Origin of the sequence: Leucobacter sp. OLIS6 (assembly GCF_002752355.1) — a bacterium.
In the GTDB taxonomy this organism is placed as follows: Bacteria; Actinomycetota; Actinomycetes; order Actinomycetales; family Microbacteriaceae; genus Leucobacter.
This window is the reverse complement of the sequence record NZ_MRAV01000014.1, coordinates 639,932-654,196: the sequence shown is the minus strand read 5'-3', so window position 1 is coordinate 654,196 and position 14,265 is coordinate 639,932. Positions and strand designations below refer to the sequence as shown.

Below are 14,265 nucleotides of genomic sequence, written 5' to 3'. Positions count from 1 at the left end.
TCGGGCGTGTCGCCTGAGTAAGATGATGTGGTCACAACTGTGGCGACTCAACCATGCCAATCGCGGGCGTGCGCTTCGAACTTTCGGGTTCGCAAGGTGTTTCGCACGTCCGCCCGACTTCCTGTCCATTCTGGAGATCATTTACATGACGAACGCAACGACCGAGAGCAAGCAGGTCGCGATCAACGACATCGGCTCGGCCGAAGACTTCCTTGCAGCGGTCGAAAAGACCCTCAAGTTCTTCAACGACGGCGACCTCATCGAGGGCACCGTGGTGAAGATCGACCGCGACGAGGTCCTCCTCGACGTGGGGTACAAGACCGAGGGTGTCATCCCCTCGCGCGAGCTGTCCATCAAGCACGACGTCGACCCCGGTGAGGTCGTCGAGGTCGGCGACTCCGTCGAGGCACTCGTGCTCCAGAAGGAGGACAAGGAAGGCCGCCTGATCCTGTCGAAGAAGCGTGCTCAGTACGAGCGCGCTTGGGGCGATGTGGAGAAGATCAAGGAGAACGAGGGTGTCGTCACCGGCACCGTCATCGAGGTCGTCAAGGGCGGCCTCATCGTCGACATCGGGCTCCGTGGCTTCCTCCCCGCTTCGCTCATCGAGCTGCGCCGCGTGCGCGACCTGACCCCGTACCTGGGCCAGGAGCTCGAGGCGAAGATCCTCGAACTCGACAAGAACCGCAACAACGTGGTGCTGTCGCGCCGTGCGCTCCTCGAGGAGACGCAGTCGGCCAGCCGCTCGTCGTTCCTCGCCGAGCTCAAGCCCGGCCAGGTCCGCAAGGGCGTCATCTCGTCGATCGTCAACTTCGGTGCGTTCGTCGATCTCGGCGGCGTCGACGGCCTCGTGCACGTCTCGGAGCTGTCGTGGAAGCACATCGAGCACGCGTCCGACGTGGTCGAGGTCGGCCAGGAAGTCACCGTCGAGGTGCTCTCGGTCGAGCTGGATCGCGAGCGCGTCTCGCTGTCGCTGAAGGCGACCCAGGAGGACCCGTGGCAGGTCTTCGCCCGCACCCACGCGATCGGTCAGATCGCCCCGGGCGTCGTCACCAAGCTCGTCCCCTTCGGCGCGTTCGTTCGCGTCGCGGACGGCATCGAGGGCCTCGTGCACATCTCGGAGCTGTCGGGTCAGCACGTCGAGCTCGCTGAGCAGGTCGTTTCGGCCGGCCAGGAGGTCTTCGTCAAGATCATCGACATCGATCTCGATCGTCGCCGCATCTCGCTCAGCCTCAAGCAGGCCAACGAGGGCGTCGACCCCGAGGGCACCGAGTTCGATCCGGCTCTGTACGGCATGACCACGGAGTACGACGAGAACGGCGAGTACAAGTACCCCGAGGGCTTCGATCCCGAGACTCAGGAGTGGAAGGAAGGCTTCGAGTCGCAGCGCGAGAAGTGGGAGCAGGAGTACGCTGCGGCCCAGGAGCGCTGGGAGGCTCACAAGAAGCAGGTCGCCGCTTCGATCGCCGAGGCTGCTGCAGCTCCCGCCGTCGACGCACCGTCCTCGAGCTTCTCGAGCGACTCGTCCTCGACCGGCGCGCTCGCCGATGACGCGGCTCTCGCCGCTCTGAAGGCGCAGCTCGAGGGCAACTAAGCCCGACTTCGCGCAAGCGAAGCGAGTCATGACGAAGGCCCGGCTCCCCATTGCGGGGGCCGGGCCTTCGGCGTTCCCGGGGCGGCTGTGCGGATGCCGTTCGACGGGTGAACGGGTCGTCGACGGGTGAACGGGTCGTCGACGACGGCACGGGGCATCGACGAGAGCACGGCATGTCGGACAGCGAAAAGGGGTTCCCTCGTCGAGGAGGGGTTCCTTCGTGGGAGCGGGGCGCGCGACTACGCGATCGCCGCGGCCCTGCGCTCCGCGCGCTGGCGGAACGCGCGGCGCAGGCGACGGACCAGCCACCACAGCAGCAGTACGACGCAGACGAGGGCGAGGACGGGGACCACGACGGCGAGGACCGCCAGCAGCACCGCCCCGATGTCCTCCAGGGTGCTCGTCACGGGCGCGGCGAGCCCGGCGCTGATCGCGTTCAGCACGGGCCGCGCGATCGCCTTCAGCAGGTGGGGGATCAGCGCGATGACGATGCCCAGCACGAACGGCCACACCTGGCCGCTCTCCACCCACTGCGCCGGATCCGTCACCGCGACCGTGTCGGCTTTCGCGCCGGCCGAGAACACGAGCCCGCCGGATGCGGGCCGGATCACGGTGTGCAGCACATCGTTGGCGGTGTCGAGAACGGGGAACTTGTCGACCAGGATCTCGACCACGAGCAGCACCCCAACGATGCCGAGCGTCCACTCGTTCTCGAGCCAGGTCCAGCCTGCGGGCAACTGGACCAGCTCGGTGAAGCGGGAGAGCAGGCCGAGCACCAGCAGCGGAATATACGCGTTCAGTCCCGCGGAGACGGCGAGGACGCCGCCGGTGATCAGCTCGAGCATGGCTCCAGCCTATGCGGCTCCGCATTCCGTGCATCGCCCGGCCCTAGACTGCATTGCGTGCAACTCATCGCGCTCACGGGCGGCATCGCCGCAGGCAAATCGACCGTTGGCCGCCGTCTGGCGGAGCTCGGGGCATTCCGGATCGACGCGGACCAGCTCGCCCGGGACGTCGTCGAACCGGGCACGCCCGGGCTGCGCGCCATCCGAGATCGCTTCGGAGCCGAGGTGATTCGCCCGGACGGTGCTCTCGACCGGGCGGCGCTCGGTGCCCGCGTCTTCGGCGACGCCGAGGCGCTCGCCGACCTGAACGCGATCGTGCACCCCGCGGTGCGCGAGCTCGCGGAGCGGCGGATCGCCGAAGCGACCGCGGAGGATCCCGGCGCGATCGTGGTGTACGAGATCCCCCTGCTCGTCGAGACCGGCGGGCGGGCCGCGAGCGCCGTGCCCTGGGACCTCGTGGTGGTCGCGGACGCGCCGGCGGAGCTCCGGGCCGACCGTCTGGTCGCGCTGCGCGGCATGGATCGCGCCGAGGCCGAGCGGCGGATCGGGAGTCAGGCGAGCGACGCCGATCGCCGCGCGATCGCCGATGTGATCATCGACACGAGCGGCACGGAACAGGAGACCCTGGACCGGGTGGATGCACTGTGGACACGCCTCACGGCGCCGAAGGCGGCCGGCTGAGGCCGGCGCCCGAGCCGAGCCGCGGACTTGCTCAGCGGCTGAACTCGGCCAGCCAATTGAGCTGGAACTGCGCCACGGCGGCGATGATCACGTAGCAGAACAGGACGATGACCCAGGTCCACGAGTAGAGCGAACGGAAGATCTTCGCGGGGCGCTGCGCCAGCACGACGTCTCCGACCGCGTACGGCCGCAGGAGCGTGGTCCAGAACAACGGGATCATGACCGTCCAGACGACCATGCACCAGGGGCAGAGCGTACCGAGGACGAAGATGCTCTGGACCGCCAGCCAGCAGATGAAGACGAATCCACCGAGCAGGCCGATCTGGTAGATGGTCCAGAACCACCGCGAGAAGCGTGCACCGGCGAGCAGCGCGACGCCGACGGCGATCGGAGCGACGAACGCGCTGACCCCGATGATGGTGTTGCTGAATCCGAAGAGCGAACCCTGCCACGACCCCATGTTCGGGCCGCAGGTGACGAGGATGCTGACGCTGCAGTTCGGCACGTAGTCCGGGTTCTGCAGCGTCTTGATGTACTCGGTCAGGAGTTCGAATGCGGCGAACCAGCCGATCGCGCCGAGCACGATCGTGAACACGGCGAAGCCGATCGGACGGGGAGCGCGCACCGGCGTAGTGGTCATAATTCGAATCCTAGTGACCAATTCTGCGGTGCGTATTCAGCTGACGTGCCATAATGGACACCGTATCGGCGCCGAACAGGCGAGATGCGCACAGTCTTTTGGCCGCCCTGCGGCGGTCACCGGTCGATGCACTGACCGAGCGCGGAGCGAACGCCCCGCGGAGAACAGGATTTGCGGCGGTGAGCCGCCGCACCGAGGAGATTCCCGGAGGGGCGAGTATCCTCCGGGCCAGAGGAGTACACCAGAGATGGTGAATCAGCCCGAAAACGAAACTTCACAGAACGTCGAACCCGTCACCGCGGAGCCGACGAACGGCGATGCGCTCGAGACGATCCTCGACGCGGTCGAGGCGGTTCTCGACGCGCAGATCGAGGCGGCTCCCGCCGCCGCGGTCGAGCCGGCGGCAGCTGAGGCGGCGCCCGCGAGCGATACCGTCGCGGAGCCGTCCGACGCGCCCGCGGGCGAGGCGGCGGACGCCGCCCCCGAGGCGGAGGCCGCTTCCGCGGAGGCCGCTCCCGCGGAGGCCGAGTCAGCCGAAACTCCGGCTGAGTCGCCCGAAGCCGACGCCGACGCCGAGCCGGCGGAGTCCGAGGCCGCGCCCGTCAAGACCCACCCCGACCTCGTGCTGCCGCTCGCGGACATGACGCCGGAGGAACGCTTCCGCGCCACGACGCGCCTCATCTTCCTGGCGCCCGACGTGCCGCCGGTGGTGCCCCGTCCGCGCCGCGGCGGGACCGAGCTGCGCCAGCTCGACGATCTGCTCGACCAGCAGTTCTCGCGCGACGATGCCGAGGACCGCGAAGCGGGATCCGCTCGGCGTCGCAATCGCCGCCGCACGGGCGGTCAGGAGCTCCCTCCGGAGGAGGAGCCGCAGCCGCGCCGTCAGCCGCGCCAGGCCCCGGTGATCACCGAGCCGCAGAAGGTCAAGGGATCCACTCGCCTGGAGGCGAAGAAGCAGCGCCGACGCGACGGCCGTGACGCTGGCCGTCGCCGTCGCATGGTCATCACCGAGTCAGAGTTCCTCGCCCGTCGTGAGGCCGTGGATCGCGAGATGGTGGTGCGCACGACCGCCGACCGCATCCAGATCGGCGTCCTCGAAGACAAAGTGCTCGTCGAGCACTACGTCGCCCGGTCCAGCGAGAGCTCGCTGATCGGCAACGTCTACCTGGGACGCGTGCAGAACGTGCTGCCGAGCATGGAGGCGGCGTTCGTCGACATCGGGCGCGGCCGCAACGCCGTGCTCTACTCGGGCGAGGTCGACTGGTCGGAGTTCGAGGGCAGCAACACCGCGCGCCGCATCGAGAACGCGCTCAAGCCGGGCGACCAGATCCTGGTGCAGGTCACCAAGGATCCGGTGGGGCACAAGGGCGCTCGCCTCACGAGCCAGATCTCGCTGCCGGGCCGCTTCCTCGTGTACGTGCCCGGTGGGGCGATGAACGGCATCTCGCGCAAGCTGCCCGACACCGAGCGCGCGCGCCTGAAGAAGATCCTGAAGGCGGTCCTGCCGTCGGGTGCCGGCGTGATCGTGCGCACGGCCGCCGAGGGCGCCAGCGAGGATCAGCTCACGCACGACGTGCAGCGTCTGACCCGCCAGTGGGAGTCGATCCAGAAGCGCGTCGAGAAGGGCGGGGCCCCGGTCCTGCTGCACTCCGAGCCGGACATGCTCATCAAGATCATCCGGGACGTCTTCAACGAGGACTTCCACCGACTCGTGATCTCGGGCGCCGACACGTTCAGCACCATCTCGAACTACCTCGAGCAGGTCGCTCCCGATCTGCTGCAGCGCGTCGAGCGCTTCGAGGGGGAGCGCGACGTCTTCGACGAGTACCGCATCTCCGAGCAGATCGTGAAGGCGCTCGATCGCAAGGTGTGGCTGCCCTCGGGCGGATCCCTCGTGATCGATCGCACCGAGGCCATGACCGTCGTCGACGTGAACACGGGCAAGTTCGTCGGTTCGGGCGGCAACCTCGAGGAGACGGTCACCAAGAACAACCTGGAGGCCGCCGAGGAGATCGTTCGGCAGCTCCGCCTCCGGGACATCGGCGGGATCATCGTCGTCGACTTCATCGACATGGTGCTCGAGTCCAACCGGGATCTCGTGCTGCGCCGCCTGGTGGAGTGCCTGAGCCGCGATCGCACGAAGCACCAGGTCGCCGAGGTGACCTCGCTGGGCCTCGTCCAGATGACCCGCAAGAAGCTGGGGCTCGGCCTGCTCGAGTCGTTCAGCGAGCCCTGCGAGGTCTGCGCTGGTCGCGGCGTGATCGTGCACCACGAGCCGGTCGGCAAGCATCGTGGCGCCGATTCGGTGCCGTCGCGCGGCAAGCGGAAGTCGAACGGCGGTCAGGGCGGTGGCCAGAACGGCAACGGCTCGAACCACTCGAACCACTCCAGCGGCAACGGCGGGCAGAACGCCGGGCAGCAGTCCCACGCGGCCTCGCAGACTCACGCGATCAGCGACGGGGCGAAGAACATGCTCGCCCAGGTCGCGGCTTCGACGATCCCCGGCACCGCGAAGCACGAGGACGACGCTCCCCGCGCCGAGGCGGCGGCTCCGGCCGCCGAGTCGCCGAAGCGCGAGTCCGGCCAGCGGAACCGCGCGCAGCGCGGCGCACGCGCCGCCTGGGAGAACGCGCAGTCCGTGCCCGAGCCGGCGAGCGCCCCCGCGGGCGGTCTGCTCGACTCGGTGCTCGAAGCGCTGCCCGACGCGCCCGCTGCGGGGCGCGGCCGGTCCCGCGGGCGCCGCGTGTCGGTCGCCTCGGGCCGCGCGGCCGAGGGTCGCGCGGCCGAGGGTCGCGCCGCCGAGGGGCGCGAGGCCGAGACGCGCAACGACGAGTCGGTGCGTGCGGCGCAGGCCGCGCTCGCCGAGGCGCTCGACGCGACCGTGTCCGGTCGCGACGCGGAGTAGCGGGACACGCCAGGCATTTGACCGGTCGGTGATCGAGAGATATGCTTGATCGCTGGTGCCACTCTTTTTGAGTGGCGATCCGGTGAACAGGGCGCGGTTCCACAGTGCGGAGCAGCGAGAACGTTCGCCCCGCAGACCACGAACGGCGATTTCAGCGTCGCGGTTCGGATACGTAAGACGATCCTCAGGAAAAGGGTGACAAGTGGTTTACGCAGTAGTGCGCACCAGCGGACGGCAGGAGAAGGTCGAGGTCGGCTCGATCATCACGGTGAACCGTCTTTCGGCTGACGCCAAGGACAAGATCGAGCTGCCCGCCGTGCTGCTCGTCGACGGCGACCAGGTGACCACCGACGCCGCCAAGCTCGCCAAGGTCAAGGTGACTGCAGAGGTCCTCGAGGACCTCCGCGGCCCCAAGATCGTGATCCAGCGGTACAAGAACAAGACCGGCTACAAGTCGCGTCAGGGTCACCGCCAGGACCTCACCCGCATCAAGGTCACGGGCATCAAGTAGCCCCCGGCTTCCCGAAACAAGGAGACTAGAGACTCATGGCACATAAGAAGGGCGCGAGCTCGACCCGTAACGGTCGCGACTCGAACGCACAGCGTCTTGGCGTGAAGCGCTTCGGCGGTCAGCAGGTGAACGCCGGCGAGATCATCGTGCGTCAGCGCGGCACCCACTTCCACCCGGGCGCCAACGTCGGCCGCGGTGGCGACGACACCCTCTTCGCTCTTGCCGCAGGCGCGGTGGAGTTCGGCGCGAAGGGCGGCCGCAAGGTCGTCAACATCGTGACCGCAGCCGCCTAACACTCGGCAGCACTTGGCAAGGGCGGGCTTCGGCTCGCCCTTTGCCGTATTTTCGGGCTTTTGAATCTGACGTGAGGAACGCAGCATGGTGACGTTTGTTGACCGGGTGCAGGTGCACCTGCAGGCCGGGCGGGGCGGCAACGGCTGCGTGTCGATCCGACGCGAGAAGTTCAAGCCGCTGGCGGGCCCCGATGGCGGCAACGGCGGGCACGGCGGCGACATCGTGCTGCTGGCGGACCCGCAGGTCACCACGCTGCTCGACTATCATCGACGGCCCCACCGCAGCGCGGAGAACGGCGGCTACGGCGCCGGCGACTACCGCGCGGGCACCAACGGCGCCGAGTTGACTCTCTCGGTCCCGATCGGCACCGTGGTGAAGGACGACGCGGGGGAGACCCTCATCGATCTCACCGAGCCCGGTACCCGCTACGTCGTCGCCCACGGCGGCATCGGCGGCCTCGGCAACCACTCGCTCGCGAGCACCAAGCGCAAGGCTCCCGGTTTCGCGCTGCTCGGCACCGAGGGGTGGGCGGGCAGCATCACCCTCGAGCTCAAGACCATCGCCGACGTCGCCCTCGTCGGCTACCCCTCCGCGGGCAAGTCGAGCCTCATCGCGGCGCTCAGCGCGGCGAAGCCGAAGATCGCGGACTACCCGTTCACCACGCTGCACCCCAACCTGGGCGTCGTGCAGGTGGGCGAGCACCGCTTCACCGTCGCGGACGTGCCCGGCCTCATCGAGGGCGCGAGCGAGGGCAAGGGCCTCGGGCTCGACTTCCTCCGCCACGTCGAGCGCTGCAGCGCCCTGCTGCACGTGCTCGACTGCGCCACCCTCGAGCCGGGCCGTGATCCGCTCTCCGACCTCGAGGTCATCAAGGCCGAGCTCGCCGCCTATCCCGTTCCCGAGGGCCAGGTGCCGCTGCTGGACCGTCCGCAGCTGATCGCGCTCAACAAGGTCGACGTGCCCGAGGCCCGCGAGCTCGCAGAGTTCGTGCGTCCCGAGCTGGAAGCCATGGGGTATCGCGTGTTCGAGATCTCGGCGGCGTCGCACGCGGGTCTGCGCGAGCTTTCGTTCGCCATGGCCGAGCTGGTCGAGACCGCTCGCGCAGAGGCGCTGCAGGACGAGATCGATCAGCCCCGGATCGTGCTGCAGCCGAAGCCCGTCAACGAGGGCGGTTTCACCGTGCGCGCCGAGGGCGGCAGCTACGGCACGCTCTACCGCATCCTGGGCACGAAGCCCGAGCGCTGGGTCGCGCAGACCGACTTCACGAACGACGAGGCCGTCGGCTACCTGGCGGATCGCCTGAACAAGCTCGGCATCGAGGACGCGCTGGTCAAGGCCGGCGCAGTCGCCGGCTCGACCGTGGTGATCGGCCCGGGCTCCGGTGTGATCTTCGACTGGGAGCCCACGCTCACGAGCGCGGCCGAAGTGCAGATGGGCGCCCGAGGCACCGATCTGCGCGTGGAGCAGAACAAGCGACGCACCAACAACGAGCGCCGTGAGGAGTACCACACGCTCATGGACGCCAAGGCCGAGGCGCGCGCGGAACTCGAGCGCGAGCGCAAGGCCGGCATGTGGAGCGACGAGGCATGAGCCGCGCCGAGTGGCTGCTGACCGGGCGGCGCGTCGTCGTCAAGGTCGGCTCCTCCTCGGTCAGCGGCGACAACGCCGCCCAGATCCCGCACCTGGTCGACTCGCTGGCCCGCCTCCACGCCGCGGGCGCCGAGGTGATCCTCGTCTCCAGCGGCGCGATCGCGACCGGCGTGCCGTTCCTCCAGCTGGAGGAACGTCCCGAGGATCTCGCGACCCAGCAGGCCGCCGCGGCGGTCGGGCAGAACATCCTCGTGAACCGGTACCAGCGGGCGCTCACGACGCACGAGATCGTCGCCGGGCAGGTGCTGCTCACCGCCCACGATCTCGACAACCCGACCCACCGCGGGAACGCCAAGCGCGCGCTCGAGCGCCTGCTGCAGCTCGGGATCCTCCCGATCATCAACGAGAACGACACCGTCGCCACGCACGAGATCCGCTTCGGCGACAACGACCGGCTGGCCGCGCTGGTGGCGCGCCTCATCGGCGCCGATCGCCTCGTGCTGCTCTCCGACGTGGATGCGCTCTACACGGCTCCGCCGGCGGTGGCCGGTGCGGAGCGCATCGCCGAGGTCGCCTACGGCGACCGGCTCGAGGGCGTCGAGATCGGCGAGACCCAGTCGGGGTGGGGCACGGGCGGCGCCGCGACCAAGGTGCAGGCGGCCCGGCTCGCTGCGGACGCGGGCACGGAGGTGCTGCTGACGGAGACCCGGCTGCTGCCCGCCGTGCTCGACGGTGCGGATCACGGCACCTGGTTCGGCGCGCGCGAGCCCGAGCGCACCGCGTAACCGCGCTGCATCGGGGCTCGCCGCGCGTCGATGCGCGATAGTCTGGCCCGATGAGCGTGTTGAACGATCCCTTCATCGACCGACTCGAGCGTGCTCGCACGGGCGCGAAGCGCCTCGCCACCGCCACGACCGCGTCGAAGGACGCGGCGCTGGAAGCGATCGCGGCCGGCATCGAGCAGGCGATCCCGGGCATCGTCGCAGCCAACGCGGAGGATCTGCAGCGCGGACGCGAGAACGGCCTGGACGCCGGATTGCTGGACCGCCTGCTGCTCGACGAGACCCGTCTGCGCGGCCTCGCGGCCGCGGTGCGCGATGTCATCGCGCTGCCGGATCCGGTCGGTCAGGTGGTGCGGGGCAGCACCCTCGCGAACGGGATCCGGATCAGCCAGGTCCGCGTGCCCTTCGGAGTGATCGGCGCGATCTACGAGGCTCGTCCCAACGTGACCGTCGACATCGCGGCGCTCTCGCTCAAGAGCGGTAACGGCGTCGTCCTCCGCGGCGGCAGTGCCGCCGAGCGCTCCAACGCGGTGCTGGTCGACGTGATCCAGCGCGCGGTGGCGTCCGTCGGACTCGACGGCGATGCCGTGCAGACGATCGACGAGTTCGGGCGCGAGGGCGCCTCGCGCCTCATGCGGGCCCGCGGCTACGTCGACGTGCTGATCCCGCGCGGCAGCGCCGGGCTCATCTCGACCGTGGTCCAGGAATCGACGGTGCCGGTCATCGAGACGGGCGCGGGGATCGTGCACGTGTTCGTGGACGCGAGCGCCGACGAGGAGATGGCCGCGGCCATCGTGCGGAACGCGAAGACCCACCGTCCGAGCGTCTGCAACGCTGCGGAGACCCTGCTGGTGCACCGGGACGCCGCCGAGCGCCTGCTGCCGCGTCTCGCCGCCGACCTGATCGCGGCGGGCGTCACGCTGAACGGCGACGAGGCGGCGCGCGGGTTCGCCGAGGAGATCCTGCCGGCGGGGGAGTCCGAGTGGAGCACCGAGCACCTGGCTCTCGTCATGGGCGTCCGCGTCGTGGACTCCCTCGACGAGGCGCTCGCGCACATCGAGCGTTACTCGACGCGGCACACGGAATCGATCGTGACGCAGGACTACGCGAACGCGGAACGATTCCTCGCGGAGGTCGATTCCGCCGCCGTGATGGTCAACGCCTCGACGCGCTTCACCGACGGGGGCGAGTTCGGCTTCGGGGCCGAGGTCGGGATCTCGACGCAGAAGCTGCACGCGCGCGGACCGATGGGCCTGCCCGAGCTCACCAGCACGAAGTGGCTGGTCCGCGGGTCCGGTCAGATCCGCTGAGCGGAAACCGATAGACTGTTTGCCAACTATCCATTTGCTCGCACAGTAGAGGACGTCAGATGTCACTTCTCGCCACGGTCGCCGCAGCAGCCGAGGGTTCTTCGCACGTTGTCAACGAGCTGCCCATGCCGGCACCGCTCTTCGGCGTCATCGTCTTCGGCATCTTCACGGCGCTCGCCATCGTGACCTTCAGCTTCCGCGACGTCGCGAACCGCCACGCCGAGAAGGCCGAGGCGTACGCTCGCGAGCATGGTGATGCCCAGCATCACTGAGCCGGTGCAGCACCGAAGCCGCCGCATCGGGGTGATGGGCGGCACGTTCGATCCGATTCACCACGGCCACCTCGTGGCCGCGAGCGAGGTCGCGCAGAGCTTCGACCTCGATGAGGTCGTGTTCGTGCCGACCGGTCGCCCGTGGCAGAAGACCCGGGTGACCGAGAGCGAGCACCGCTACCTGATGACGGTGATCGCCACGGCGTCGAATCCGCGGTTCCGCGTGAGCCGCGTCGATGTCGACCGCGAGGGGCCGACCTACACGGTCGACACGCTCCGGGACCTGCGCGCGATCTATCCCGATGCCGAACTGTTCTTCATCTCGGGGGCCGACGCGGTCGAGCAGATCCTGAGCTGGAAGGACGTCGACCGACTCTGGGAACTCGCTCACTTCATCGCGGTTTCACGGCCCGGTCACGAGCTCTCGCTTTCCGGTTTGTCGGGCGAGCACGTAAGCTTGCTAGAAGTCCCTGCGCTGGCGATCTCGTCGACCGACTGCAGAAGTCGAGTCGCGCGCGGCTATCCGGTGTGGTACCTCGTGCCCGACGGAGTCGTGCAATACATTGCCAAGCACGAACTGTACACCGATGGAAGCGACTGACCGATGAGCGAGCACGACGAGACACCCGCCCTGACCCGGCGTGAGCGTCGGCTGCAGGCCCTGGGCGAGACCGGCTCCATGCCGACCGTCGACGCCCCTGCGGCCGCCGCGGAAGCGGCTGCCGTCGCAGCCGAGCAGCAGGCGACCGATGCCACCGACCCCGCGGATGAGATCGAGATCTCTCCGACGGATCCGGACGGGCGCCCGCGAAGCCGGCGCGAAATCCGTGAATTGCGCGAGCGCGCACGTGCGGAGATGGAGGCCGCGGCAGCCGCGCACGCCGAGCCCGAGGTCGCAGCGACCGAGGCCGTCGAGGCCGAAGCCGTCGTCTCCGAGGAGGCTGCTCCCGAGGCGCCGGCTCCCGAGCCCGTCGCAACGGAACAGGCCGAGCCGGAGCACGTCGAGCCGGAGCGCGTCGAGCCCGAGACCGCTGCTCCGGTGCCGGCCGAGATCCCCGTGACCGAGGCGCCGGCCGAGCCGACGCTCGAGACCGTCGCCGCGGAGATCATCGAGTCCGAAGCCCCGGAAGCGACTCCGGCCGCTCCCGCGACGATCGTGATGGATTCCGTCGAGGTCGAGCCGCACCCGGCTGCGGAGGCAGCCGACGAAGCTCACGAGGCGCCTGAGGCGGCCGCTGAGGCCCCTGCCGAGGCGCCCGCGGCTCCCGAAGCAGCGGTCCGCGCCGAGGAGGAGCCGGTCGATCCGGCGGCGACGCAGGCGTTCTCCATCGCCGAGATCGCCGAGGCCTCCGGCAGCTGGTCCGAGGAGCGCGCTCCCGAGACCGCCGGACTCGACTTCGACGCGATGGTCGGACAGGCGACCGCGCAGGTCGCCGAGGAGACCGCCCAGGCTGCAGACGTCGATGCTGCGGCGGAGTCCGCTGCTGAGCAGGCGGCGCCCGCGAAGCCCAAGAAGCGCAAGCTCGGCTGGAAGAAGAAGCAGGACGGCGCCGCCGAAGAGGCGGCTGCACCGGCCGCGGACGAGGCTGCGACGCAGGATGCCGCTCCGGCCATGCCCGCGGCGTTCGCGCCCCCCGCTTTCACCGTGCCCGAGGCTGCTGCGGCCCCTGCCGATCCGGCACCGGAAGAGCCGCAGACGCAGCCCGATGCGGCGCCCGCGCCCGAGGCTGCTCCCGAGGCCGAGCCGGAGGCTCGTCCCGCCGAGGAGGCCCCGGCCACACCCGCGGCGCCCCAGTCGGCGCGTACCGCCTACTCGTTCCCCGACATCGTCCCGCTCGACGACGGCATGTCGGTCTTCGACGACCCTGCCGTCCACCGCGCCCGCATGGGCCAGGCCGGGCAGGGATCCGGCGACTTCGAGGACCTCATCTCCCGAGCCGTGGCGCAGGAAGGTGCGGCCAGCACGACCAACACGTCGGCGCTGATCCTGCCTTCGATGCCCGAGAGCAGCGAGCTCACCGGCCCGCTCGGCGCGACCGGCGATCTGTTCCTCACCGGGTCCATCGAGCTGCCCAAGTCGCTGGGCGAGACCGGCGGCCATGCGGCCATGCACGACTCGATCGATGTCGACGCGGCCGAGGAGGTCAGCCGCGAGGCGGCCCCGAGCGACCCGCACGGTGCGTCCCCGGTGTCGGCGGCCCGTGCTGTCAGCGCCCGTTCCGTCCACTCGGTGGCCGTGGTCAACGAGAACAAGCGCGGAACCAAGACGCTCCCGATCATTCTGATGTCGGCCGGCGGCGTGCTGCTGATCGGCGTCGTCGGGCTCCTGATCTGGGGCGCGAGCAACGGGATGTTCGGCTGATCGCCGGCGCCCCTCAGTTTTCCAACCACACCCATTGAAAGGGACGCGTGAGCGACACCACTGACGTTCTCAACACTCTCGAGACCGCGGTCCTCGCGGCCGATGCGAAGGGCGCGACCGAGCCGGTGGCGCTCGACGTGGGGGAGTTCTTCCCCTACGCCGATGCCTTCCTGCTCCTGACGGGCAGCGTCGAGCGCAACGTGCAGGCGATCTCCGACGCGATCGAGGACGCGCTGAACGAGTCCGGCGTGCGCACCGTGCGGCGCGAGGGACGCGAGGGCGGACGTTGGGTGCTGCTCGACTTCGGCGGCCTCATCGTGCACGTCTTCCACCAGGAGGAGCGCGAGTTCTACCAGCTCGAGCGTCTGTGGAGCGACTGCCCGGTGATCGACACGCGCGGGATCCTGGAACGGGCTGCCGATTTGCGTTCGACCCCCGAGGGTGATGTAAAGTAGAAGAGTTGTCGGGGGAGAATTCGTCCG

Annotated in this window: 14 protein-coding genes; 12 read left to right on the top strand and 2 right to left on the bottom strand. The window is 69.4% G+C overall.

Annotated features, from left to right (window positions below; genetic code table 11):
* Positions 1–145: 145 nt before the first annotated feature.
* Complete coding sequence (gene rpsA, locus BMH31_RS13240; protein WP_099724839.1) at positions 146–1,591, top strand: 30S ribosomal protein S1; 1,446 nt, start codon at positions 146–148, stop codon at positions 1,589–1,591.
* Positions 1,592–1,830: 239 nt separating this feature from the next.
* Here rpsA and BMH31_RS13235 read toward each other — a convergent pair whose 3' ends face one another.
* Positions 1,831–2,436, bottom strand: coding sequence for a DUF4126 domain-containing protein (locus tag BMH31_RS13235; protein ID WP_099724840.1), 606 nt, complete (start codon positions 2,434–2,436; stop codon positions 1,831–1,833).
* A gap of 57 nt (positions 2,437–2,493) precedes the next feature.
* Here BMH31_RS13235 and coaE point away from each other — a divergent pair, with 57 nt between their 5' ends.
* Positions 2,494–3,117 (top strand): dephospho-CoA kinase, encoded by a 624-nt coding sequence (coaE, locus tag BMH31_RS13230; protein WP_099724841.1) that lies wholly within the window; start codon positions 2,494–2,496, stop codon positions 3,115–3,117.
* 31 nt (positions 3,118–3,148) lie between these two features.
* Here coaE and BMH31_RS13225 read toward each other — a convergent pair whose 3' ends face one another.
* Positions 3,149–3,757, bottom strand: a complete 609-nt coding sequence (locus BMH31_RS13225) for a vitamin K epoxide reductase family protein (protein ID WP_099724842.1) — start codon at positions 3,755–3,757, stop codon at positions 3,149–3,151.
* 367 nt (positions 3,758–4,124) lie between these two features.
* Between BMH31_RS13225 and BMH31_RS13220 the strand changes: the two genes are divergently transcribed.
* From BMH31_RS13220 to rsfS, 10 genes are all read left to right on the top strand, one after another.
* Positions 4,125–6,662: an Rne/Rng family ribonuclease gene (locus BMH31_RS13220; protein WP_241898297.1), complete on the top strand. Its 2,538-nt coding sequence runs from the start codon at positions 4,125–4,127 to the stop codon at positions 6,660–6,662.
* 202 nt (positions 6,663–6,864) lie between these two features.
* Positions 6,865–7,173 carry a 50S ribosomal protein L21 gene (gene rplU / locus BMH31_RS13215; protein ID WP_046456392.1) on the top strand — a complete coding sequence of 103 codons (309 nt, stop codon included), beginning with the start codon at positions 6,865–6,867 and terminating at the stop codon, positions 7,171–7,173.
* Positions 7,174–7,208: 35 nt separating this feature from the next.
* The gene (gene rpmA / locus BMH31_RS13210) at positions 7,209–7,466 is read left to right on the top strand and encodes a 50S ribosomal protein L27 (protein ID WP_046456391.1); all 258 of its coding nucleotides are present in this window, start codon (positions 7,209–7,211) and stop codon (positions 7,464–7,466) included.
* Positions 7,467–7,551: 85 nt separating this feature from the next.
* A complete protein-coding gene (gene obgE / locus BMH31_RS13205; protein WP_099724844.1) occupies positions 7,552–9,057 on the top strand; it encodes a GTPase ObgE in 1,506 nt (501 codons plus the stop codon).
* Positions 9,054–9,842 (top strand): glutamate 5-kinase, encoded by a 789-nt coding sequence (gene proB / locus BMH31_RS13200; RefSeq protein ID WP_099724845.1) that lies wholly within the window; start codon positions 9,054–9,056, stop codon positions 9,840–9,842. Before obgE ends, proB begins: the two co-directional genes overlap by 4 nt.
* 50 nt (positions 9,843–9,892) lie before the next feature.
* Positions 9,893–11,149: a glutamate-5-semialdehyde dehydrogenase gene (locus BMH31_RS13195; protein ID WP_099724846.1), complete on the top strand. Its 1,257-nt coding sequence runs from the start codon at positions 9,893–9,895 to the stop codon at positions 11,147–11,149.
* Between the two features lie 59 nt (positions 11,150–11,208).
* Positions 11,209–11,421, top strand: a complete 213-nt coding sequence (locus BMH31_RS13190; RefSeq protein WP_046456387.1) for a hypothetical protein — start codon at positions 11,209–11,211, stop codon at positions 11,419–11,421.
* Entirely contained in the window at positions 11,405–12,022 is a 618-nt protein-coding gene (nadD, locus tag BMH31_RS13185; protein WP_099725300.1) for a nicotinate-nucleotide adenylyltransferase, read from the top strand. Before BMH31_RS13190 ends, nadD begins: the two co-directional genes overlap by 17 nt.
* A 3-nt stretch (positions 12,023–12,025) precedes the next feature.
* Positions 12,026–13,783: a hypothetical protein gene (locus BMH31_RS13180; protein ID WP_099724847.1), complete on the top strand. Its 1,758-nt coding sequence runs from the start codon at positions 12,026–12,028 to the stop codon at positions 13,781–13,783.
* Positions 13,784–13,830: 47 nt separating this feature from the next.
* Positions 13,831–14,238: a ribosome silencing factor gene (gene rsfS, locus BMH31_RS13175; RefSeq protein ID WP_046456385.1), complete on the top strand. Its 408-nt coding sequence runs from the start codon at positions 13,831–13,833 to the stop codon at positions 14,236–14,238.
* Positions 14,239–14,265 lie beyond the last annotated feature (27 nt).

Coding starts and splice junctions, on each gene's coding strand:
- BMH31_RS13180 (WP_099724847.1), top strand. CDS start 12,026: ATGAGCGAGCACGACGAGACACCCGCCCTGACCCGGCGTGAGCGTCGG.
- rpsA (WP_099724839.1), top strand. CDS start 146: ATGACGAACGCAACGACCGAGAGCAAGCAGGTCGCGATCAACGACATC.
- rpmA (WP_046456391.1), top strand. CDS start 7,209: ATGGCACATAAGAAGGGCGCGAGCTCGACCCGTAACGGTCGCGACTCG.
- BMH31_RS13190 (WP_046456387.1), top strand. CDS start 11,209: ATGTCACTTCTCGCCACGGTCGCCGCAGCAGCCGAGGGTTCTTCGCAC.
- BMH31_RS13235 (WP_099724840.1), bottom strand. CDS start 2,436: ATGCTCGAGCTGATCACCGGCGGCGTCCTCGCCGTCTCCGCGGGACTG.
- BMH31_RS13225 (WP_099724842.1), bottom strand. CDS start 3,757: ATGACCACTACGCCGGTGCGCGCTCCCCGTCCGATCGGCTTCGCCGTG.
- BMH31_RS13195 (WP_099724846.1), top strand. CDS start 9,893: ATGAGCGTGTTGAACGATCCCTTCATCGACCGACTCGAGCGTGCTCGC.
- proB (WP_099724845.1), top strand. CDS start 9,054: ATGAGCCGCGCCGAGTGGCTGCTGACCGGGCGGCGCGTCGTCGTCAAG.
- nadD (WP_099725300.1), top strand. CDS start 11,405: ATGCCCAGCATCACTGAGCCGGTGCAGCACCGAAGCCGCCGCATCGGG.
- obgE (WP_099724844.1), top strand. CDS start 7,552: ATGGTGACGTTTGTTGACCGGGTGCAGGTGCACCTGCAGGCCGGGCGG.